The organism is Streptomyces corallincola (genome assembly GCF_019104725.1).
Taxonomy (GTDB): Bacteria; Actinomycetota; Actinomycetes; order Streptomycetales; family Streptomycetaceae; genus Streptomyces; species Streptomyces corallincola.
This window is the reverse complement of sequence record NZ_JAHRXF010000001.1, coordinates 147889-170194: the sequence shown is the minus strand read 5'-3', so window position 1 is coordinate 170194 and position 22306 is coordinate 147889. Positions and strand designations below refer to the sequence as shown.

Below are 22306 nucleotides of genomic sequence, written 5' to 3'. Positions count from 1 at the left end.
GCCGCGGAGGCAACGGCAGCAGCCGAGGCTGACGCCGAACACCTGCGGGCGGGAACGGAGCAGCTACGGCCGGGAACGCCGCCCACTCGAACACCGCACACACGCACCGCGCTCCTACCGGTGCGGCTCCCCCTGCCCGCGCGACCAGCCCTTGCCCACACCCCACCGCTCCCCCAAGCCGTCGCCCCTCAGCGCGCCGACCCCGGTGTGACCCCCCGCAGCCTGGCCCGGATCATCCGCACCGCCGACTCCGCGTTGTCCACGGTGATCGTGAACGTGTGTCCGTCCCAGAGGCTGAGCACCACGCCCTCGCCCCGGCGTACGACGACGGCGGTGCCCATCTCGGGGCGCCAGCGGTAGCCCCAGCCGCCCCAGTGGCGGGGGGTGACGAGGGGGGAGAAGTCGGCGCCGACCACTTCGGAGAGGGGGATGCGGCGGCGCGGCAGGCCGATGTGGCCGCAGCGGATCTCCAGGCAGTCCCGGTCGAGTCTCAGGTCCACGTGGACGAACGCGAGGGTGCCGAAGATGACGAGGAGACCGGCCGCGATGCAGCCGACGACGGACATCACCAGCGGGGCGATGCCGTTGCTCCAGGCGGAATCGACGGCCAGCTCGATGCCGAGCGCCAGGCAGGCGGCCCCGACCAGTGCCAGGACCCATTGCGCGCGGTTGGTGGCCCGGCCGGTCCAGATGTCGGCCTGCGGGGCGTCCTTGCCGTGCCGGTACTCCCTCATGCTGTCGAGGTTACTCAGATTCCGCTGCGCGGGGAGCCCATCGCTGAGGGTGACGCCGGGCGGTGGCCGGCCCGGCTCAGTGCCGGTCCGCGAACGGGCCCGGCGCGGGCAGCAGGCGGCCCTCGGCGTAATGCAGCGCCGCGGCGGGGAGCGTGCCCTCCTGGCCGCTCAGCAGGACGGTGAGGGCGCCGGTGGCGGATGCGCCGGGCCGGGCCGCTTCACCCAGTCGGCGGAGTGCCTGGGCAGCCACGGCGCCTGCGGAGCCGTGCAGGGCGAGGGGCGCCGCGCCGGGGCGCTGGACGGCGGCGCGGATACGTTCCGCCACGAGTTCGTAATGGGTGCAGCCCAGGACGACGGTCGTTACATCGTCCGGGGTGAGGGCGGCGGCGGCGGTGATCGCCGCGTCGATGGCCGCCTCGTCGGCGTGCTCCACGGCTTCCGCGAGGCCCCAGCAGGGCACCTCGGCGACGGTGACGCCGCCCGCGAAGTCGGTGATGAGTCCGCGCTGGTAGGGGCTGCCGGTGGTGGCGGGCGTGGCCCAGATGGCGACGGGGCCGCCCCCGGCCGCGGCGGGCTTGATCGCGGGGACGGTGCCGATGACCGGGACGCCGGGTTCCAGGCGGGCGCGCAGGGCGGGCAGGGCGTGCACGGTGGCCGTGTTGCAGCCGACGATCAGGGCGTCGGGGCGGCGGGCGGCGGCGGCCTCGGCGACGGCCAGGGCGCGGCGGGTGAGATCGTCGGGGGTGCGCGGACCCCAGGGCATGCCGTCGGGGTCGAGGGAGAGCACCAGATCCGCGTCGGGCCTGAGACGCCGTACCACTGCGGTGGCCGCCAGCAGGCCGATTCCGGAGTCCATGAGCGCGATCTTCACCCGGCCACGATAGACGATGGCCTCCGTGCGGCCCCTGCGGTGGGGCAGACTGCGGCTGTGAGCGCGATCGTGTGGTTGGCCGTCGTATCCCTCGCCGCCTGGTGCTGGCTGCTGCTGTGCCAGGGCTTCTTCTGGCGCACCGACGTACGGCTGCCGCCGCGCCGGGAGCCGCACGACTGGCCGTCGGTGTGCGTGGTCGTACCGGCGCGCGACGAGGCCGCCGTACTGCCGGACAGCCTGCCGTCGCTGCTCGCGCAGGACTATCCGGGCCAGGCGGAGGTCTTCCTGATCGACGACGGCAGCGCGGACGGCACCGGGGAGCTGGCGCGGGAACTGTCCGCGCGGGTCGGCGGGCTGCCGCTGACGGTGGACTCCCCCGGTGAGCCCCCGGCCGGGTGGACGGGCAAGCTGTGGGCGGTGCGGCACGGGATCGGGCTGGCCCGCGCGCGGGACCCGGAGTATCTGCTGCTGACGGACGCGGACATCGCGCACGCGCCGGACAGTCTGCGCGAGCTGGTGTCGGCCGCGCGGTCCGGTGGGTTCGACATGGTGTCGCTGATGGCGCGGCTGCGGGTGGCGAGCCCGTGGGAACGGCTGGTGGTTCCGGCGTTCGTCTATTTCTTCGCGCAGTTGTACCCGTTCCGCCGGATCGGCCGCCCTGGTGCGCGGACCGCCGCCGCAGCGGGCGGCTGTGTGCTGCTGCGGGCGGACGCCGCCGCGCGGGCGCGGGTCCCGGACGCGATCCGGCACGCGGTGATCGACGACGTGGCGCTCGCGCGGGCGGTGCGGGGCGGTGGCGGGCGGATCTGGCTGGGGCTGGCGGAGGGCGTGGACAGTGTGCGGCCGTATCCGCGGCTGCACGACCTGTGGCGGATGGTGTCCCGCAGTGCGTACGCGCAGCTGCGGCACAGCCCGCTGCTGTTGCTCGGTACGGTCGCGGGGCTGTGCGTGGTCTATCTGGTGCCGCCGGGCGCGGTGGTGGCGGGCGGAGTCCTCGGGAGTACGGCGGCGGTGGTGTTCGGCGCGGTGGCGTGGGCGGTGATGGCGGGGACGTATCTGCCGATGCTCCGTTACTACGGTCTGCCGTTGTGGCTCGCCCCGCTGCTGCCGTTCACGGCGTTCCTCTATCTGCTGATGACGGTGGACTCCGCGGTGCAGCACTACCGGGGGCGTGGCGCGGCCTGGAAGGGCCGTACCTACGCCCGTCCGGGTGCCGTGGCGGACGAGAGCCGGACCGGCCTCTGAACGGCAGTCACCGAACCCGCCCGCCACTACGCCCGTCCGCGCCCCCTGCGGTCGTCCACCGCTCCACTGCGGTCATTTGCGCCCCGGTGTCCAGTTCATGCCCCAGCCGTAGGCGCGGTCCACGGTGCGCTGCGGGCTGACACCGCGCTCGGGCACCAGATACCGCGCCTCGCGCTGGACGAGGAGGTCGCCGCCGGTGTTGGTGATGAGGGCGAGGGCGCACACGGTGGAGGGCACCGTGCATTCGTCGAGGGAGAACTCGATGGGCGCGCCGTGCTCCGGGCGCAGGGTGACGGTGGCGTGCAGGTCGGCGAAGGACGTGGCGCCCGCGTAGACGGTGACGAAGACGAGGATGCGCCGGAACTCGTGTGTGCGGTCGAGGTTGACGGTGAGGTTCTCGCCGTTCGACACGGCGCCGGTGCGGTCGTCGCCGTCGAGGTGGATGTACGGGGCCCGGTCCACGGAGCCGAAGGCGTTGCCGAGTGCCTGGACGACGCCCTTGCGGCCGTCGGTGAGTTCGTAGAGGGCGCACAGGTCGAGGTCCACGTCGCCCTGGCCGCCGCCCCATCGGCCGCCCCAGCCCTGGAGCTGTTTGCGCACCTCCCAGTTGAGGTTGACGCGGAGGGCGCCGGAGGTGCCGCCCTGTTTGGCGAGGGAGACGGCGGGAGCTGCCTTGGTGAGCGTGACCTTGGAGAGGCGGACCGGGACGGGCGGCGCGGCCGGGGGCGGCGGGGAGGACGGTGCGGCGGGGAAGGCGGGGAGTGTCGCGGGCGGCGTCGGCACGTCGGGGGCGGGCTGGGGCCACAGCGGTGCCGGGGGCGGGGTGGTGGGGGGCGCGGCCGGGGGTGTCTGGGGCGGGCGCGGGACCGCGCCGTGCCGGGGTTCGTCCACGGTGATGCCGAAGTCCGTCGCAAGACCTTCGAGTCCGCTGTCGTAGCCCTGGCCGACGGCGCGGAACTTCCAGGCACCCTGGCGGCGGTAGAACTCGCCGAGCACGAACGCCGTCTCCACGGTCGCGCCGGTGCTGTCGAAGCGGGCGACGACCGTGCCGGAGCCGTCGGTCACCTGGATGTACAGGCCGGGGACCCGGCCGAACGGACCGCCGTCGGCGGAGGCGGCCAGGACGATCCGGTCGATGCCGCTCTCGACGCGCGCGAGATCGACCGAGAGCGTGTCCGTGATGCCGTCCGCCGTGCGCTGTTTGCCCTCGTGGCGTACGGCGCCCGAGGTGTGCGCGGGCTGGTTGTAGAAGACGAAGTCCGCGTCGGAGCGGACCTTTCCGGCCGCGAGCAGCAGGGCCGACGCGTCGGCGTCGGGTACACCGGGTCCGCCGCGCCACCCCAGTTGGACCCGCAGGGCCGTGGTCGGCACCGGAGTGTTGGAACCCTTCGACATGGTCATGTCCGCCCCCATCGCATCGCATCCGCTCGCCCCGGACCCGGTCCGGGCGGTACTCGATCTTCCTTCTCCGGCTTCACCGTCGTACCCGTTTTCCCGGTGGCCGTTAACCGCGCCCGCTCGACCGGAAAGATCCACCCGGCGCGCAGGAGGGCAATCCGACCGGCACGGCGAAGATCGCCGGTCAACGGCCCGTTACCGGTGGGGAACTCAGCCTTTACACGATTCAAATGCCGATCGGCGTCCATTTTTGCCGAGTTCGCTCGGATTGGGGATACCGAGGCACCGCCGACACGGAAAACAACCCTCTTATCGGTCTCCCCAACCAGCACATCGTGGGCTTAACTTATGTGCCATGACCTCCCCCCGCTCCACGTATGGTGGCGGCTACTACTCCGCCTCCTTCCCGGACACCCCGATCTACGACTCGCTCGTCGCCGAGCGCGGTACGCCGCAGATCGCCCCGATCCGGGTTCCCGCCGCCTACGACACGGGCAGCAACCTCCCCGCCCTCCCGTCGGCTCTGCCCGCTCTCCCCGCGGGCCCCTCGCCGCAGGCCCCGTCCTACGGCTACCCCCAGGCCCAGCAGCCCGCCCCGCTCCAGCAGGCGCCCGCGGCCTACATCCCCCAGCAGGCGAGCGCCCCGCGCGGCTACCCCGGCCCGCAGGCTCCGCAGCAGCAGCGCCCGATGATGGGCGGCAACGGCTACGAGGCGATGCGTCCGGCCGCGCCCCGGCCGCAGCAGCAGTACCAGGACCCGTACAACAACCAGCAGCAGTACCGCGGCGGTTACTGACCCGCGGCCCCGCCGCCGGTGTCGGCTGGCACGATGGCGGCATGGGACACGCGCACCTGCAGTCGATCCACGTCCATCCGGTCAAGGCGTTCCGGGCCGTCGCGCTCCGCACGGCATCCGTGGAGCCCTGGGGGCTGGCCGGTGACCGGCGCTGGGCACTGATCGACGACGGGGGAAAGGTCGTCACGCAACGCGAGTATCCGCGTCTCGCACTGGCCGCCGCCGGGCTCCTGCCCGGCGGCGGCATCGTGTTGTCGGGGCCCGGACAGCGACCGCTGACGGTGCCGGTCCCACTGCCGCCCGCGACGGTCACGGCGGACGTGTTCGGCACCAAGGTGGACGCGGTGCCCGCCTCCGACGCGGCGCACGCATGGTGTGCGGAGTATCTGGGCCGCGCCGTGCGCCTGGTCCACATGGACGATCCGGCGACGCGCAGGCCCGTCGATCCGGCCTACGCGCGGCCGGGCGAGACGGTGAGCTTCGCGGACGGCTATCCGCTGCTCGTCACCACGAGCGCTTCCCTCGACGCCCTCAACTCCCTGATCGCGCAAGGGGATCACGCGGAAGACGGACCGCTGACGATGGACCGTTTCCGGCCCAGTCTGGTCGTCGCGGGCACCGCGCCGTGGGAGGAGGACGGCTGGTCGCGGATCGCGGTGGGCGAGGTCGCCTTCCGGGTCGCCAAACCGTGCGGCCGGTGCGTCGTCACCACCACCGACCAGGACACCGCCGCGCGCGGCCGGGAACCGCTGCACACCCTGGCCCGGCACCGCAGGCGGAACGGGCGCCTGGTCTTCGGCCAGAACCTGGTGCCCCTGGCACCCGGCACCGTACGGACCGGCGACCCGGTCCGCGTGCTGGAACGGCGGCAGGAAAACGCGCCGTAGAACGAACCTCTCCGGGTGAAAGGTCATCTACGTATTCGGGTCCGTGTGCGGGGAACCGTCGGGCGGGCTCCGGTCGTTGAGACGACATGAGAATTGCGTGAGAGACCTGGAACCGCTCCTGACGGACACGCACCGGCCGCGCCGGGGCGGCGTGCCGCGCGGGGCGGACCCGAGCGGAGAGGGGGTGGAGGCATGCGGGCGGTCAGCGGGCTGTGGCGGTGGCGGAGCAATCCGCTGCGCCGTGCGACCGATCTCGCCGAGGCGTGGGTGACGCTGGTGGCGGTGGTGCTGCTCGCCGTCGCCTCGCCCCTGGTCGGCTTCGCGGTCGGCACCAGTACCCACCAGGCGTTGCAGCGCACCGTCCGCGAGCAGCGGCACGCCCGCCATCTCGTCGTCGCCACGGTGGTACGGCGGCTCGGCGGCGGCCCGGTGGACACCGACTCCGACACCATCACCGCCCGCGACAGCCGCAGCCGGGTCCTGGCCGCCTGGACGGCACCGGACGGCAGCCACCACCGGGGCGCGGCCCACGTCGGCCTGAGGTCGCCCCGGCACGGCGACCGTTTCGCCCTCTGGACCGACCCGCACGGGCGAATAACCAACCGTCCGCTGGACGCGCCCACGGCGACGACGCACGCGGTGCTCGCCGGGCTCGGGGCCGCCCTGCTGGCCGCCGGGGTGGTCGAGAGCGCCCGGCGACTGGTCGTCTGGCACATGGTGCGCCACCGCTACACCTTGTGGGAGCGGGCCTGGGACCGCGCGGGCCCGGACTGGGGCAAGGCGGGCACGGGCTCCTGACGGGCCTTTACGGCTCTGGTCAACCCACCGTCCGCGCGCACGCTACGGTGGTCCGGCCGACTCGGTTTCGGCATCGACACCCGCGTACCACGAGGTGGGGGCACGGCAACGCCATGACACAGGGCACGGTCCAGGTGACGCACACCGGCACCTCGCGGTGGCGGCGCCGCACGGGTGAGTACGCTTCGCTCGCCGCGGCCCTGGAGGCCGCCGCCGACGGTGACGTCCTCACCATCGCGCCGGGCACCTACCGGGAGAACCTGGTGGTGAACCGGCCGGTGACGCTGCGCGGTCCCGAGGGCTCCTCCGGTTCGGTGCGGATCGCGCCGGTGGACGGAGTGCCGCTGACGGTGCGGGCCTCCGCGGTCGTGCAGGACCTGCATGTGGAGGGCCAGGACGCGGCGGCGCCCGCCCTGTTGATCGAGGAGGGCACCCCGGAACTGTCCGACCTGCGGATCGTCACGCGCTCCTCGGCGGGAGTCGAGGTGCGCGGCGGTGCCCGGCCGACCGTGCGCCGCTGCACGGTGGACAACCCGGCCGGTATCGGCATCGCGGTCCTCGACGGGGGCGGCGGGGTGTTCGAGGAGTGCGAGGTCGTCGCCGCCGGGCAGGCCGGGGTCGCGGTCCGCGACGGCGGTCACCCGCGTCTCACCCGCTGCCGGGTGCACCACGCCTCGGGCACCGGAGTGACCGTCACGGGTGAGAACTCGGCGCTGGAAGCGGTCGGTTGCGAGGTGTACGAGGTGCGCGGCTCGGGCGTGCAGGTCACCGGCCGGGCCACCGCGCACCTCACGGACTGCGATGTGCACCGGACGACCGCGGACGGGGTCACGCTCGACACGGACGCGGTGCTCACCCTCGCGGACTGCCGGATCCACGAGATCCCGGAGAACGCGGTGGACCTGCGCTCCCGCTCGGTGCTCACGCTGACCCGGACCAGTGTCCGCACGTTCGGGCGCAACGGCCTGTCGGTGTGGGACCCCGGCACCCGGGTGGACGCGCACCAGTGCGAGATCTTCGACAGCACCGGTGACTATCCGGCGGTGTGGGTGAGCGACGGCGCGACCGCCGTCCTGGACTCCTGCCGGGTGCACGACGTGCCCGACGCGCTGTTCGTGCTGGACCGGGGCTCCCGCGCCGACGTCGTGGACAGCGACCTGTCCCAGGTGCGCAACACAGCGGTGTCGGTGAGCGACGGTGCGACCGCCCAGCTCGACGACTGCCGCATCCGGGACGCGGCGACCGGTGCCTGGTTCCGCGACCACGGCAGCGGCGGCACGCTCAGCAACTGCACGGTGGACGGCACCCAGACCGGCGTGATCGTCACCAAGGGCGCCGACCCGACTATCGAGCGGTGCACGGTGGACTCCCCCTCCGAGGCCGGTTTCTACGTGTCGGCGGGCGGCCGGGGCAGCTTCCTCGACTGCCGGGTCAGCAACAGCGGCGGCTACGGCTTCCACGTCATAGACGGCTGCCGCACCACCCTGCGCAAATGCCGTACGGAGCGGTGCGCGCGCGGGGGTTACGAGTTCGCGGACGCCGGTCCGGACAATGGCGGCGCCGCCGGTCCGGTGGTGGAGGACTGCACGAGCGACCAGAGCGGCGGCGTACGCGCGTCCGCCGCGCGGGAGACGGCCGTGCTCACCGCCCCGGTCTCGGCCGGACTGCTGGCCCCGATCCCCGCACCGCGCCCGGTCGTCCCGGAACCGGCCGCCGCACCCGAACCCGGCCAACCGGCCCGCTCCTCGGAGGACGTGCTCGGCGCACTCGACGCCCTGGTCGGCCTGGACAGCGTCAAACGCGAGGTCAGGGCACTGACGGACATGATCGAGGTGGGCCGCCGACGGCAGCGCGCCGGGCTCAAGGCCGCCTCGGTGAAACGGCATCTGGTCTTCACCGGCTCCCCCGGCACCGGCAAGACGACGGTCGCCCGGCTGTACGGCGAGATCCTCGCCGCCCTCGGGGTGCTGGAGAAGGGCCATCTGGTCGAGGTCTCCCGCGTGGACCTGGTCGGTGAGCACATCGGCTCGACCGCGATCCGTACCCAGGAGTCCTTCGAACGGGCGCGCGGCGGCGTGCTGTTCATCGACGAGGCGTACGCGCTGTCCCCGGAGGACGCCGGGCGCGACTTCGGCAAGGAGGCCATCGACACGCTGGTGAAGCTGATGGAGGACCACCGGGACGCGGTCGTGGTGATCGTCGCCGGGTACACGGCGGAGATGGAGCGGTTCCTGTCCGTCAACCCCGGTGTGGCGTCCCGTTTCTCACGGACCATCACCTTCGGCGACTACGGCCCCGGTGAGCTGCTGCGGATCGTGGAGCAGCAGGCCGACGAGCACGAGTACCGGCTGGCGCCGGGTGCGACCGAGGCCCTGCTGAAGCACTTCACGGTGCTGCCGAAGGGGCCCGCGTTCGGCAACGGCCGTACCGCGCGCCAGACGTTCGAGGCGATGGTGGAACGGCACGCGAGCCGGGTCGCCCAGGTCGCGGACCCCAGCACGGACGAGCTGACGCTGCTGTACGCGGAGGATCTCCCCGAACTGCCTTAGCGCTCAGGGCGTGCTTCGAAAGTCCCGTCTGCCCGGCGACACCGTCATACGGGTGCTTCCGGTTCCGGCCGCTGGCCCGGCAGTCCGGGGTTCAGGCGGGCCAGCAGGTGGGCGCGTTCACGGGCGAAGGCGGGGTCGGCCTGGTAGTCGGAGTGGCCGAGGACGGGCGCCGGGAGCGGGTGGCGGGCGGTGCGGCCGTAGGCGAGCGGGTCGCGCAGGGGTGGGCGGTCCACCTCCGGGCCGATGGTGTCGGGCAGTCCGGCGGGTCCGCCGATGGGGTCGGTGCGGCGGTGGAGGTTGCGCCAGCAGGCCACGTCCCGGTGCAGCCCGGCGAGCGCGTCCGGCCCGAAGTGGGCGGGGAACCAGCGGCCGTAGAGGCGTTCCAGCGGGGAGCCGTAGGTGAGCAGGGCGATGCGCGCGCGGACCGGCGCGGGGAGCTGCCAGGCCGCGGCGGCGGCCAGCACGCTGCCCTGGGAGTGGCCGGAGAGCACGAGTCGGCCGCCGGTGCTCCGGGTCCAAGTGGCCATCCGCCAGGTCAGGTCCGGTACGGCGCGCTCGGCGTAGCAGGGCGGGGCGAACGGGTGGGCGGCGCGCGGCCAGAAGGTGCCGACGTCCCACAGGATGCCGACGGTGCGCCGCGCGGAGGCGTCCTTGTAGGCGCGCCGACCCCAGGTGACGAACAGCAGGAAGCCGACGCCGACCAGCCAGGAGCCGAGCACCTGCGCGGTCTTGGCTAGGGCGTGCACGGCGGCCGGAGTGGACCGGGCGGCGCCCTCGGGGGGCAGTCCGGAGGCCAGGGCACCGAGGAGCGCGGCGGCGCCGAGCACCAGGGTGGCGGCGGACAGTACGGCGATGAGCAGCGGGGCCCGGTCGGTGAGCGCGGCCAGCGCGCGGGCGCGGGCGATCTGCCGGGTGCGGGTGGGGTCCTCGGGTTCGCCGGGGTGCTCGTCGCGGACGCGCCCGCGTTCGGCGCGGGCGCGCAGCGCGGTGCGCCGGGCCAGGTGGGCGACGGCGGCCAGCAGCACGACCAGCAGGGGCGGGATCGTGGACGCCTGCCAGGTCAGCAGCACCGGCGGGCCGGGGAGCAGGGCGCGCGTGCCGTCCAGCCAGTCCGCGACCCGCTGGGCGAGCCCGCCGGACATGGCCCCGCCGAGGGCGCAGGCGAGCAGCGCGACCGCGGGTCCGCCGAGGCCGCGCATCGCGGCGCGCGGCTGGGGCGCCCGCCGGTGCAGCACGTGGGCGACGACGGCCAGGGCGAGTACGAGGAGGCCCTGCACCAGCATGAGGGCGCCGAAGGCGGGGTCGCCCGGCAGCCGTCCGGACGACCGCCAGCCGGGGCGTGCCCATCCGGCGTGGACCACGGCGAGCAGCAGCAGGGCGAGTGCGGCGAGCGGGAGTCGGCGTACGAGGTGGCGGTCGAGGCGCTGGTCGAGACGGTTCTCGCTGCGCCCCCGGCGGCAGACGACGGCCACCACGGCGACGGCGCAGCCGAGCAGCGCGGCGGCGAGGAGGGTGCCGAGCACGGCGAGTGCCGTGGTCTCGTCGGCGCGCCGGTCGAAGCGGAGGGCCGGGACGGTGACGGCGGCGGCGACGGTGAGCAGTCCGGCGGCGGTGTGGGCGGCGCGCAGCCGGGCGACCAGGCGGCGGCCGTACCAGAATCCGGGTCCGGCCAGCGCGCTCGCCCCGGTTCGGGGCGCCGGGGCGGCGGCGAGCGGCAGGTGGGACTCGTAGGCGGTCCAGGTGCGGTGCGAGAGGTACCACAGGAGTGCGGTGAGGGCGGCGGGGGCGGTCGCGGCGACGGCGAGTCTGCGGCCGGGCTCGCTCCACCAGCCGCCGGACACGGCGGGCGAGAGAACGCCCAGCCAGGAGTGGCGCCGGGCACACGCGGCGGTGCCCGCGCACTGCCAGGCGACGAGGTCGAGCGCGACCTCGCAGGCGGCGGCGACCAGCAGCACGGTCAGTGCGAGGGCGGCCAGCCGCACCAGCAGTCCGTACAGCCGGACGGCGCGGCCGCGGTCGTGGCCCGCGGGGCGCATCCAGTGCGCCAGGTTGACCACCATGAACGGCAGCAGGAGCAGCCACAGGGCGCGGCTGCCGTCACCGGAGGTGAGGTTGCACCAGACGTACGCCTCGCGGACCGGCTCGCCGGAGCGGTCGCGGTCGGCCTGGCCGTCCCCGGCCCGCCCGCGACCGCGACCGCTGCCGCTGCCGCTGCCGCTGCCGCTGCCGGTGCCGGTGCCGGTTCCGGGCATCTCGTCGGCGCGGCGGAACACGGCGGCGGTGTCGTCGCCGGTGACCCGGACGGTCCGCAGGTCGCCGAGCATCCCCTCGGGGGTGGCGCCGCCGACTCCGTGGACCAGCAGCTCCAGTTGGGGTCCGTCGGCGGGCCGTCCGGGCTCGTGGCCGATGGCTCTCTCCGGTGCTCGCTCCATCGCGTCGCACCCCCGTTCCGCGCCGCAGGTCAGGTGTCCGTGCGCGCAGGATCGCCGTTTCCGGCGCGCTCTACACATCACGGAACGGAATCGTGCCGTTCCGGCTGACACGGAGGCGCGGCGGCGCGGAAGCGCGCCGGGTACGCACCGGCGTGCCCCAGCGCGAACCGGCGTACGGTTCACCCGCGTCCGGGAGCCGACCGGCGGGGACGGCCGGTGTGCGGGACCCCCGCTGACGTGCACGGCGGTGGCGCGGTGGGCGTGCGCCCGTGAAAGGATGGGGGCGCCGTGCGCCGGGGCGGCCGGGTCGTCCGGGCCCGGGGCGGCCACGGCGGGCGGTCGGCGGAACGCGGCGAGAGGACCGGAGCGTACGTGAGCGAGAATCAGAACCTCCTCGCGGAGCAGCGCCGCGCCCTGATCCTGGACGAGGTACGGCGCCGGGGCGGGGTCCGTGTCAACGAACTGACCCGCAGGCTCGGCGTGTCGGACATGACCGTGCGCCGCGATCTCGACGCCCTCTCCCGCCAGGGCATGCTGGAGAAGGTGCACGGCGGCGCGGTACCAGTGGTCGAGGCGAGCACGCACGAGCCGGGTTTCGAGGCCAAGTCGGGTCTGGAGCCGACCGCCAAGGAGGACATCGCGCGGGCCGCCGCCCGGCTGGTCGCGCCGGGTACGGCGATAGCGCTGTCGGGCGGTACGACGACGTACGCGCTGGCCCAGCATCTGCTGGAGGTGCCGGATCTGACGGTGGTGACGAACTCGGTGCGGGTGGCCGACGTCTTCCACGCGGCTCAGCGGATCTCCGGTCAGCGGCCGGGCGCGGCCACGGTGGTGCTGACCGGCGGGGTGCGGACGCCGTCCGACTCGCTGGTGGGCCCGGTCGCGGACCGGGCGATCGCCGCGCTCCACTTCGACCTGCTGTTCCTCGGGGTGCACGGCATATCGCTGGAGGCCGGTCTGTCCACGCCGAACCTGGCGGAGGCGGAGACCAACCGGTGGCTGGTGCAGTCGGCGCGGCGGGTCGTGGTGGTGGCCGACCACACCAAGTGGGGCACGGTGGGCCTCAGTTCGTTCGCCTCACTGGATCAGGTGGACACCCTGGTCACGGACGCGGGTCTGCCCGCCGACGCGCGCGAGGAGGTGCGCGACCGGCTGCGGCTGACGGTGGCGGGCGAGGACGAGGACGACGAGGCGGTCTGACCGGGCCGCTCGGCACAGCGGCCCGACGACGCGTCAGTCCGGCCAGACGCCCGTGGCCAGCAGGGTGTCGATGGCCGCTGTGTACGGGGCGATGTCGAGGCCCTGTTCCTCCAGCCAGCTGTCGGAGTAGTACTTGTCGAGGTAGCGGTCGCCGGGGTCGCAGATCAGTGTGACCACGCTGCCGGTGCGGCCCTCGGCCACCATCTCGGAGACGATCTTCAGCGCGCTCCACAGCCCGGTCCCCGTGGAGCCGCCCGCCTTGCGGCCGATGGCCCGCTCCAGGGCGCGTACGGCGGCCACGGTGGCCGCGTCCGGGACCTTCATCATGCGGTCGATGGCGCCCGGTACGAAGCTCGGTTCCATCCGGGGCCGTCCGATGCCCTCGATGCGTGAGCCGCAGTCGCAGGTGAGGTCCGGGTCACCGGTCGTCCAGCCCTCGAAGAAACAGGAGTTCTCGGGGTCCGCGACGCAGACGCGGGTGTCGTACTGCATGTAGTGGACGTACCGCGCGAGGGTCGCGGAGGTGCCGCCGGTTCCGGCCGTGGCGACGATCCAGGCGGGCTCGGGGAACCGCTCCCGTTCGAGCTGGCGGAAGATGGACTCCGCGATGTTGTTGTTGCCCCGCCAGTCGGTGGCGCGCTCGGCGTAGGTGAACTGGTCCATGTAGTGCCCGCCGGTCTCCAGCGCGAGACGGGCCGACTCCTCGTACATCGTGCGGGAGTCGTCCACGAAGTGGCACCGGCCGCCGTGGAACTCGATGAGGCGGCACTTCTCGGCGCTCGTCGTGCGGGGCATGACCGCGATGAACGGGACACCGACGAGCGCGGCGAAGTAGGCCTCGGAGACGGCCGTCGATCCGCTGGACGCCTCGATCACCGGGCGGCCGGGCCTGATCCAGCCATTGCACAGGCCGTACAGGAACAGCGAGCGGGCGAGGCGGTGCTTGAGGCTCCCGGTGGGGTGGGTGGACTCGTCCTTGAGGTACAGGTCGATGCCCCACCGCTCGGGGAGCGGGAAACGCAGCAGGTGGGTGTCGGCGGAGCGGTTGGCGTCGGCCTGGACCTTGCGGACCGCTTCCTTCAGCCAGGCGCGGTACTCCGGGTCGCTGCGGTCCACGTCGAGGGTGGCGCCGGTGCGGATCTGTGGGGTGGTGCTCACGGCGGGGCTCCTTACGCTGGGCGCCGATGACGTCTCACGCGGTCGGCACCCCGATCATAGGCACCGCTCACACTGCTCCTCACCTGCATAAACGCATCTTTGGGCGCCCCCAAGCCGTCCTGGGGCACGGCTGTGCGAGGCATTCGGGGGGCGCATTGGCGCAAGTGCTCCGGGAGGCCGTGCCACGGGCCCCGGGTGCACTGGTGTTCCGCGCGGCACGCGGGCAGACTGCCACCCGGCGGGACGAACGTCCCGTTCCGGGAAAGGACACCGGAAAGCACCGGGGGTCCGGCGTGTCCCGGTCGGCACGGCCGTCCGGGGCCCGCATCGGAGCCCGTCGGGCCGGTGCCGGTGAGCGACAGGCAAGGGGGCGGCGGAGGATGGCGGAGCCCGAGTTCACGGCCAGGGGCGTGCGGATCGGCAAGCGGCTGCGGTCGCTGACCCGCGCCGGACAGGTCCGGATCAGGGGCGGGCGGCTGGAACTGCTGAACAGCCTCGGCAGCGAGATCGACAGCGCGCCGGTGCAGGCGGTGCGCACGGGGAAGCCGTGGTTCGCGGCGGACGGCAAGGCCCTGGCCGACCTCAACGGCCGCCGCTACTCCCTCACGCTCGGTGACCAGGACCCGCCTCCCGGCAAGCCCGGCCCGCCGTCGGCGCGGCGCTTCATCGAGGCGGTACGGCGGGCGGCCGGACGCGGTGCGTGAGGGGCGCGCGGGAACGCGCACCCGTCGATTTCCGGGCGTACGAGCACGGGGCGACCGAGCCGCTTCCTCCGCGAGACGGGCCAACTTCCCTTCCACGCAGGTCGTCCCGGCTGCCGCCGCCGTCCGGCCCGCGCGCGACACGGACCCCTCGGAGGTCTCCCCCGGCCCACGAGACTCCGGCCGGGGCTACCGGTTTCGGTCACTCCGCGTCCGGGCGAGTTGCGTCGGCACGTGTCCTACGTCACTCTGGTCTCACGTCACTCTGGGTTTACCGGCGATAACGCTGCGAACCAGCCCGCCGGACACAACAGCAGGCGGACGTTCGGACGCACGCACCCTGCTGATGCCGTTGTACTCCGTGTTCCTCCGGTCCTCCGGACCTCACACCTGGGAGTCGCAGCCGTGATCAGTCACCCGAGCAGGCACTGCACGGTGGAGCTCCAGGCCCTGCCGTCGCGGATCGGCCAGGTCCGCAGAATCGTATCTGCGCAGTTGCGCTACTGGCACTTGGACGCCTTGACGGACCACGCGGTACTCGGCGTGACCGAGCTGCTCAGCAACGTCCACCGGCACGCCCGGCCCGACAAGTCGTGCACGGTCGAACTCAGGCTGCTGGCCGACCGGCTCACGGTGTCGGTCCGCGACCACGACCCGCGCCTTCCCGTGCTGGTCGAGGGTGCGGCCGACGCCGTCCCCGAGCCGCACGCGGCGGCGGACGACGACGCGGCCCCGCTGTCCACCTGCGGACGGGGCCTGGCGATGGTCGCCGCCGTCAGCGAGAGCTGGGGCGCCAGGCCGGACGGCGACGACGGCAAGATCGTCTGGTTCACGCTGCCCGCGACGCCGGTGACGAACCGGCAGCCCGCCTCCCGTACCTCGCGGCGGGCGACGGAGCGGTCCGTGACGCCCCGGCGCACCGAAGTGCAGCCCGTGGTCACGACCGTCCCGCCGAAGCCGACCCCGGTCACCGTCGCACCGGCGGCCGTCACGGTCGGCCCGACGCCCGGCGGTGTGGCTCCGGCGGCCGTGGTGTCGCACACCCCGGTCTCGGCCGGCGTCTCGGCGGCCTCCGGCTGACCCGGAGAGCCAGTGCCCGGTGCCGCACCGCTTTCCAGTTTCCGGGCGAGGCGGCACCGGGCACTCTGGTGAAGAAGGCGCCAAGAGGGGTGGCCGGGGGCCGAGGCGGGTGCGGATTCAGGCGGACCCTGCCTTACGGACGGCCCCGAAGTGCTCCTCCAGTACGGACAGGCGGCGCCAGTACTCCTCCTCGTCGATCTCCCCGGAGGCGAACCGCCGCCCGAGGACGGAGAGCGGCGAGTCCCCCGCCGGACGCCCGCCGGTCATTCCCCGCCACCGCCCTCCCCGCCCCCGCCACGGCGCCGTACGCCGCAGAAACGTGACCACCCCGATCACCACGACCGCCCAGATGATGGGAACGACCATCACCCACGGCCCCGGTCCCCCATGCCATTCGGCCAACGTCCCCATCCCGGCTCCTCTCCCTTGCCCTGTCGGCGACATCTCGGTGTCTGCGTCGAGAGTGCTCCGCCGGAGGGGGCCGGGTCGTCGTGCCGGTGGCTGCTGTGCGGGTACGTCGTGGGGAGTACGCGGGAGGGGGCGCCCACGCGCTGAGGGCCCCGCGCGAACGCAGCCGAGTCGGGGATGCGACAACCGATGGCAACGCGGCCGAGGTGCCCCCTCTGGGGTGCGCGTGTCGGGGCCCCGCTGTCCCCGTCAAGATCCGGAAGAGAGCCCCCGGTGTCGGCGGGCTCAGGTGTCGGTGGTCAGGGTGCTCAGCGGGTCGTCCAGTACGGGCTGCCAGGCCAACTCGGCCGCGCCGACGAGGCTGTTGTGGTCGAGGCCGCAGGGGAGCACGGGGACGCCGCCGCTCTGGCCCCAGAGGCTGCGGTCCGCGACGACCGCGTGCAGGCGCTCGGGGTCGGTGGCCAGGAGGGTGCGGTGGAGGCCGCCGAGGATGATGCGGTCCGGGTTGAGGATGTTGACCAGTCCGGCCAGGCCCAGGCCCAGGCGGTCGATCAGGGTCTCGGCGGCACGGCGGACGGCCGGATCGGTGTACTGGGTGCGCAGGAGGTCGTCCGCCTGCTGGAGCAGGGACACCTCGGGGCCGGGGTCGCGCCCGGCCTCGATGAGCAGCGCGAGCGGATCGGCCTCGACGTCCAGACAGCCCCGGCTGCCGCAGTGGCAGGGGCGACCCTCCGGGTTGACGGTGAGGTGGCCGACCTCCAGGGCGAGTCCCGAACTCCCCGTGTGCAGGCGGCCGTCGAGGACGAGGGCACCGCCCACACCCCGGTGCCCGGTGGCCACGCACAGCAGGTCACGCGCGCCGCGCCCGGCGCCGTGCCGGTGCTCGGCGAGCGCCGCCAGGTTGACGTCGTTCGCGGCGAGGGCCGGCCCGGAGATACCGGCGGCCCGCACACACTCCGCGAAGATGCGGCGGACGGGCGCGCCGATGGGCCAGGCGAGGTGGAGAGGGTTGAGGGCGAGTCCTTCGGGCTCGGCCACGGCGGACGGTACGGCGAGCCCTGCCCCGACACAGCGGCGGCCGGTGGTCCGCAGCAGTTCGGCACCGGCCTCCACCACGGAGCCGAGCACCTTCGCCGGGTCGGCGTCCACGGTCTCGCAGCCGGGCGCGGTGGCCACGATCCGGCCGCCGAGACCGACCAGCGCGGCCCGGAAACCGTCGGCGTGCACCTGAGCGGCGAGCGCCACGGGGCCGTCCTCGGCCACTTCGAGACGGTGCGAGGGACGCCCCTGCGAACCGGCTCCCGCACCGGGGCTGGCATCCACCCTGATGAGGCCGAGCGCCTCCAGTTCGGCGGCGACCGCTCCGGCCGTCGCGCGGGTGACCCCGAGTTCCGCGGTGAGCACGGCCCGAGTGGGCGCCCGTCCGGTGTGCACCAGTTCCAGGGCGGGTCCCAGGGCTCCGCGCCCCCGGTCGAGCCGCGCCCTCGCGTTGCTCCCTTCCCCCGCCTTCCGGGGGTCAGCCATGCCGCTCATGACGGCGAGTCTCCCATGATCCGGTTGAGAGGTGAGTCGTACGGCGGCGGAGGCCGCGCGGACCGCCCGAGGGACCGCGTCACCGGCGGTGCGCCGGGGCCCGCAGCGGCCGCGCGATGCGCTGCCCGCTCAGGTCCCGGTGCGGATCGCGGGGAGGCCGCTCACCCGCAGGGTGATGTTCAGCCGCCCGGTCAGGCCCAGTTGGGGTGGTGCCGTGCCGGGGCGGACACGGGGGACGCCGTGGTGGGCGAGCCGCGCGGGGCCGCCGAAGACGAACAGGTCGCCGCTGCGCAGTTCCACGTCGGTGTACGGCTTGGTACGGGTCTCGGTGTTGCCGAAGCGGAAGACACAGGTGTCACCGAGGCTCAGCGACACCACGGGGGCATCCGACCGCTCATCGGCGTCACGGTGCATGCCCATATGTGCGTCGGCACCATAGAAGTTGACCAGTGCTATGTCGTACGGCTCCACGGGGACGGCGTCCCTTCCGAGCGCGTCGGCCACCGCGTCCCGGGCGAGCCGCTCCAGCCACGCGGGGAAGGGCTTCACCGGGCTGCCGTCGCCGTCCACGGCGGTGGGCGTGTAGGCGTACGGGTAGTGGTGCGGGCCGGGGCAGTCGGGGTTGTGCCGGACACCCCGCCCGCAGGTCGGGCACCTCGGTACGACTCCCCAGTGCAGGCCGAGACAGACCTGGCGGGCGCTCATGGTGCCCCCGCTCGGTGTGCGCACGGTACGCAGCCCGGCCGGGGGCCGCGCCCAGTCACGGCACGCGTCGAGCAGGGCACGCTGCCGCTCGGGGCCGAGCCAGTACGGGACGTGTACGGCACCCGGCGCGATCTCGGCCGGTTGCCGTTCGAAGAGTTCCCCGTCCATGTCGTCCATAGTGCCCCGGTCGGCCGGTGGGTGTCGGACGGATTCCGGACCACTGGATGCGAGGGAGGTTTGTGGTGCGAGCACACATGTGGCGCCACCACACTCTCCCGGCCCCTCACCGGTCGGTAGGGCAGCGGTAGCGGTCGTGTCGTAGCAAATGACCGGGCCACGTCCGCTCCCCGGCCAGACGCATCACCCAACGATCAGATGATCCGAAAGAGACAACCTGGGCCTGCTCGGGATCGCCCCGGCGGGATCGCATTCCCGCCGACCGCTCGGCCACCGGGTTCGCCCGAACGATGGACCGGGTCTGAGCTGGGGCTCCGCTAGCCTGGGGCGCGATGAACGACCGTATGACGACTCCGTGGGGCGAGCGCGAGCTGTCCCGTTTCCCCGAGGACCCGCGCGACCAGTTGCGCGCATGGGACGCTTCGGACGTCTATCTGCTGCGGTATCTGGCCGGGCAGGAGATCCCGCTGACCGGCGAGGTCGTCGTGCTGGGCGACCGCTGGGGCGCGTTGGCGACGGCGCTGGAGCAGTTCGGGCCGACGCAGATCACCGATTCCTTCCTCAGCCAGGAGGCGACGCGTGCCAACCTGGAGCGCGCCGGGGTGGCCCCCGGTGTCGTACGGCTGCTGACCACACAGGACGAGCCGCCCGAGCGGGTGGACGTACTGCTGGTGCGGGTGCCCAAGAGTCTGGCGCTGCTGGAGGACCAGTTGCTGCGGCTGGCACCGGCCGTCCACGCGGGCACCGTTGTCGTCGGCACCGGCATGGTGAAGGAGATCCACACCTCCACGCTGCGGCTGTTCGAGCGGATTCTGGGGCCGACCAGGACATCGCTGGCCGAGCAGAAGGCGCGGCTGATCTTCTGCACGCCGGACCCGGCACTGCGGCGGCCGGCGAACCCGTGGCCGTACCGCTACTCCCTCCCGGACGGGATCGGCGCGGTCTCCGGCCGGACGGTCGTGAACCACGCGGGGGTGTTCTGCGCGGACCGCCTGGACATCGGCACCCGCTTCTTCCTCCGGCATCTGCCCGCACCGGGCGCGGGGCGCGTGGTGGACCTCGGCTGCGGCAACGGGGTGGTCGGTACGGCGGTGGCGCTGGCCGACCCCGCCGCCGAAGTCCTGTTCGTGGACGAGTCGTACCAGGCGGTGGCCTCGGCGGAGGCGACCTACCGGGCCAACGGGGTACCGGGCCATGCCGAGTTCCGCGTCGGGGACGCGCTGACCGGCGTCGCGGCGGGCAGCGCGGACCTCGTGCTGAACAACCCGCCCTTCCACTCCCACCAGGCCACGACCGACGCGACGGCTCGCCGCATGTTCACCGGCGCCCGGCGCGCCCTGCGCCCCGGCGGTGAGTTGTGGGTCATCGGCAACCGGCACCTCGGATATCACACGCAACTGAAGCGGCTGTTCGGGTCCTGCGAACTGGTGGCCAGCGACCCGAAGTTCGTGGTGCTGAAGGCGAGGAAGCAGGCCTAGACAGTGGCCGCGTCCCGCACCGGCCCCCCAACCGGGGTCGCCGCGTACGGCACCCATCCCACCAACCGGGGCCGGTGCGACAGATACAGAGCCCCGAATCAGTAACCACTCAGATCAGCACTCACAAAACCCGCCCCGCGCTGGTCATTGCAGCCGTAGAGGGTGCGGCCCACGGGGTCGGGCCAGTTCTGCTGGGCCTGGAGCGCGACGCTGACCAAGGTCAGCAGGAGGTCCACGTCGCTGGCGGCGTCGAGGCGGAGGGTGACCCACTGCGAGCCCGGGACGATACGGACGACGCCGGAGCTCTTGAGGTTCTTGGCGAAGTGCCGGATCGCGCGGTTGGTGAGGCGCAGATCGACGTCCCGCTCCGAGTGGAAGTGGGCGATCTCACCGTGGGCGCAGGACACGGCCTGGCCGGTGCCGCAGCTCGGGGTGGCCGGTCTGAGGTCCGGCCAGCTCGCCAGTTGCGCGAACGCGCGCGAAGCTAACGTCATAGGGCCATCATGGCTTGCTCATCCCCCGGCAACCAGCGTGTGCGGGAGCATTCACCAAGCTGTATCCACCGGCACCTTGGCCGCAATTCGCCACAGAGCGGACGAACAGCCCCCACGAGGCGTCACGTTGAGCCGTCCCGGCACGTACGGCGAGCGAAGTCGGCCTCGATGGTGAGGATTTCGAAGCAGCGACTCACCGGCAGCGGGTCGCCTTGACAGTCGGACCAGAGCGGAACTCCCGCCCCTCCGCACGGACCTCCTTGCGCTCCCTCCTCCTCCCACCTAGCCTGATTTTGTGCCGCAAATAAACAAAACCCGAACGCACAGTGTCGTGCCGGGCAACGGCCTGCTCCGTCTGCGCGTCGCCATCACCGCCTTCTTCGCCCTGGACGGTTTCATCTTCGCGGGGTGGGTGGTGCGCATCCCCGACATCAAGGAACAGACGCACGCCTCCGCGAGCACGCTGGGTCTCGCGCTGCTGGGTGTCTCGGCGGGCGCCGTGCTGACCATGACGCTGACCGGGAGCCTGTGCCGCCGGTACGGCAGTCACCGGGTGACCATTGTGTGCATGACGGTCCTCGCACTCAGCGTGGCCCTGCCTCCACTGACCCACTCCGTGACGGCGTTGGGCCTGGTGCTGCTGCTGTTCGGCGCCGCGTACGGATCGGTGAACGTCGCCTTCAACAGTGCCGCCGTCCGTCTGGTGGCCGTGCTGGGCCGCCCGATCATGCCGAGTTTCCATGCCGCGTTCAGCATGGGCGGGATGGTCGGAGCGGGGCTCGGCGGGCTGGTCGCCGGGGCGCTGACACCGACCCGGCACCTGTTCGCCCTCACCGTGATCGGCCTCCTGGTCACCGCCGTCGCCGGGCGCGCCCTGCTGCGCCACGCGTCTCCGGAGCCGTCCGCCCCTCCGAGAGCGGAGCAGGGGGCCTCGGCGGACCCGGCGGAACGGGGCGCTTCGGGTCGTAGGCGCGGGCTGGTGGTGGTGTTCGGTCTGGTCGCGCTCTGCACGGCGTACGGGGAGGGCGCGATGGCGGACTGGGGCGCCCTGCATCTCCAGCAGGATCTGGCCGCCTCGGCGGGGACGGCGGCGGTCGGGTACTCCTGCTTCGCGCTCGCCATGACCGTGGGACGCCTCACCGGCACGACCCTGCTGGAGCGCCTCGGCCGGACCCGGACCGTGGTGACCGGCGGGGCCGTCGCCGCGCTCGGCATGCTGGTCGGCGCGCTCGCCCCTTCGGTGTGGGCGGCACTGCTCGGCTTCGCGGTGACCGGACTGGGGCTCGCCAACCTCTTCCCGGTCGCCATCGAGCGAGCGGGCGCCCTGGCCGGACCCTCCGGCGTCGCCGTCGCCTCCACGCTGGGCTACGGCGGGATGCTCCTCGGTCCCCCGGCAATCGGCTTCATGGCGGACTGGCTGTCCCTGCCCGCCGCGCTGACCAGCGTCGCGATGCTGGCGGGGGTGGCGGCGATGATCGGGGTGACAACGCGGCGGGTGATGAGCGCGGCGTAGGCAAGGCAACGGCGTTATGCGAAGGGGGACTTGGTCCCGTCGGCCGGACTACGCCCTCGACGGAGCAGGGCAGGGCAGGGCAGGGCAGGGCAGGGCAGGGCAGGGCAGGGCAGGGCAGGGCAGGATGAGCGTGCCTCCTAGGCTGGGCC

Annotated in this window: 19 protein-coding genes; 10 read left to right on the top strand and 9 right to left on the bottom strand. The window is 73.4% G+C overall.

Annotated features, from left to right (window positions below; genetic code table 11):
* Positions 1–188: 188 nt before the first annotated feature.
* On the bottom strand, positions 189–734 hold the full coding sequence (locus KUM39_RS00770) for a hypothetical protein (protein WP_217783332.1): 546 nt from the start codon (positions 732–734) through the stop codon (positions 189–191).
* A gap of 76 nt (positions 735–810) precedes the next feature.
* Positions 811–1605, bottom strand: a complete 795-nt coding sequence (locus KUM39_RS00765) for a glutamate racemase (RefSeq protein WP_217783331.1) — start codon at positions 1603–1605, stop codon at positions 811–813.
* Positions 1606–1662: 57 nt separating this feature from the next.
* Between KUM39_RS00765 and KUM39_RS00760 the strand changes: the two genes are divergently transcribed.
* On the top strand, positions 1663–2850 hold the full coding sequence (locus tag KUM39_RS00760; RefSeq protein WP_217783330.1) for a glycosyltransferase: 1188 nt from the start codon (positions 1663–1665) through the stop codon (positions 2848–2850).
* 72 nt (positions 2851–2922) lie between these two features.
* Here KUM39_RS00760 and KUM39_RS00755 read toward each other — a convergent pair whose 3' ends face one another.
* Positions 2923–4251, bottom strand: coding sequence for a TerD family protein (locus KUM39_RS00755; RefSeq protein WP_217783329.1), 1329 nt, complete (start codon positions 4249–4251; stop codon positions 2923–2925).
* Positions 4252–4603: 352 nt separating this feature from the next.
* Between KUM39_RS00755 and KUM39_RS00750 the strand changes: the two genes are divergently transcribed.
* The 4 genes from KUM39_RS00750 (at position 4604) to KUM39_RS00735 (ending at position 9278) form a co-directional block, all read left to right on the top strand.
* Positions 4604–5044 carry a DUF6643 family protein gene (locus tag KUM39_RS00750; protein ID WP_217783328.1) on the top strand — a complete coding sequence of 147 codons (441 nt, stop codon included), beginning with the start codon at positions 4604–4606 and terminating at the stop codon, positions 5042–5044.
* A 41-nt stretch (positions 5045–5085) separates the two neighbouring features.
* Complete coding sequence (locus tag KUM39_RS00745) at positions 5086–5931, top strand: MOSC domain-containing protein (RefSeq protein WP_217783327.1); 846 nt, start codon at positions 5086–5088, stop codon at positions 5929–5931.
* 192 nt (positions 5932–6123) lie between these two features.
* Positions 6124–6729, top strand: a complete 606-nt coding sequence (locus tag KUM39_RS00740; protein WP_217783326.1) for an Rv1733c family protein — start codon at positions 6124–6126, stop codon at positions 6727–6729.
* Between the two features lie 113 nt (positions 6730–6842).
* Entirely contained in the window at positions 6843–9278 is a 2436-nt protein-coding gene (locus KUM39_RS00735) for a right-handed parallel beta-helix repeat-containing protein (RefSeq protein WP_217783325.1), read from the top strand.
* A gap of 44 nt (positions 9279–9322) precedes the next feature.
* On the opposite strand, the gene KUM39_RS00730 is transcribed toward KUM39_RS00735, so the two are convergent.
* The gene (locus KUM39_RS00730) at positions 9323–11710 is read right to left on the bottom strand and encodes a hypothetical protein (protein WP_217783324.1); all 2388 of its coding nucleotides are present in this window, start codon (positions 11708–11710) and stop codon (positions 9323–9325) included.
* A gap of 372 nt (positions 11711–12082) precedes the next feature.
* On the opposite strand from KUM39_RS00730, the gene KUM39_RS00725 reads away from it, so the two are divergent.
* Positions 12083–12910 carry a DeoR/GlpR family DNA-binding transcription regulator gene (locus KUM39_RS00725; protein ID WP_217783323.1) on the top strand — a complete coding sequence of 276 codons (828 nt, stop codon included), beginning with the start codon at positions 12083–12085 and terminating at the stop codon, positions 12908–12910.
* Positions 12911–12943: 33 nt separating this feature from the next.
* On the opposite strand, the gene KUM39_RS00720 is transcribed toward KUM39_RS00725, so the two are convergent.
* On the bottom strand, positions 12944–14068 hold the full coding sequence (locus KUM39_RS00720) for a PLP-dependent cysteine synthase family protein (protein ID WP_217783322.1): 1125 nt from the start codon (positions 14066–14068) through the stop codon (positions 12944–12946).
* Positions 14069–14448: 380 nt separating this feature from the next.
* On the opposite strand from KUM39_RS00720, the gene KUM39_RS00715 reads away from it, so the two are divergent.
* Entirely contained in the window at positions 14449–14772 is a 324-nt protein-coding gene (locus KUM39_RS00715; protein ID WP_217783321.1) for a hypothetical protein, read from the top strand.
* A gap of 402 nt (positions 14773–15174) precedes the next feature.
* Entirely contained in the window at positions 15175–15849 is a 675-nt protein-coding gene (locus KUM39_RS00710; protein ID WP_217783320.1) for an ATP-binding protein, read from the top strand.
* Between the two features lie 117 nt (positions 15850–15966).
* On the opposite strand, the gene KUM39_RS00705 is transcribed toward KUM39_RS00710, so the two are convergent.
* From KUM39_RS00705 to KUM39_RS00695, 3 genes are all read right to left on the bottom strand, one after another.
* Complete coding sequence (locus tag KUM39_RS00705) at positions 15967–16260, bottom strand: SHOCT domain-containing protein (RefSeq protein WP_217783319.1); 294 nt, start codon at positions 16258–16260, stop codon at positions 15967–15969.
* A 282-nt stretch (positions 16261–16542) separates the two neighbouring features.
* Positions 16543–17790: an ROK family protein gene (locus tag KUM39_RS00700; RefSeq protein WP_217783318.1), complete on the bottom strand. Its 1248-nt coding sequence runs from the start codon at positions 17788–17790 to the stop codon at positions 16543–16545.
* A gap of 129 nt (positions 17791–17919) precedes the next feature.
* Complete coding sequence (locus tag KUM39_RS00695; RefSeq protein WP_217783317.1) at positions 17920–18663, bottom strand: alpha-ketoglutarate-dependent dioxygenase AlkB family protein; 744 nt, start codon at positions 18661–18663, stop codon at positions 17920–17922.
* Positions 18664–19016: 353 nt separating this feature from the next.
* On the opposite strand from KUM39_RS00695, the gene KUM39_RS00690 reads away from it, so the two are divergent.
* Complete coding sequence (locus KUM39_RS00690) at positions 19017–20150, top strand: methyltransferase (protein WP_217783477.1); 1134 nt, start codon at positions 19017–19019, stop codon at positions 20148–20150.
* Between the two features lie 98 nt (positions 20151–20248).
* Here the strand turns inward: KUM39_RS00690 and KUM39_RS00685 are convergent, their stop codons facing one another.
* Complete coding sequence (locus KUM39_RS00685; protein ID WP_217783316.1) at positions 20249–20644, bottom strand: luciferase domain-containing protein; 396 nt, start codon at positions 20642–20644, stop codon at positions 20249–20251.
* A gap of 331 nt (positions 20645–20975) precedes the next feature.
* Here KUM39_RS00685 and KUM39_RS00680 point away from each other — a divergent pair, with 331 nt between their 5' ends.
* Entirely contained in the window at positions 20976–22157 is a 1182-nt protein-coding gene (locus tag KUM39_RS00680) for an MFS transporter (protein WP_217783315.1), read from the top strand.
* The last annotated feature ends 149 nt before the right edge of the window (positions 22158–22306 follow it).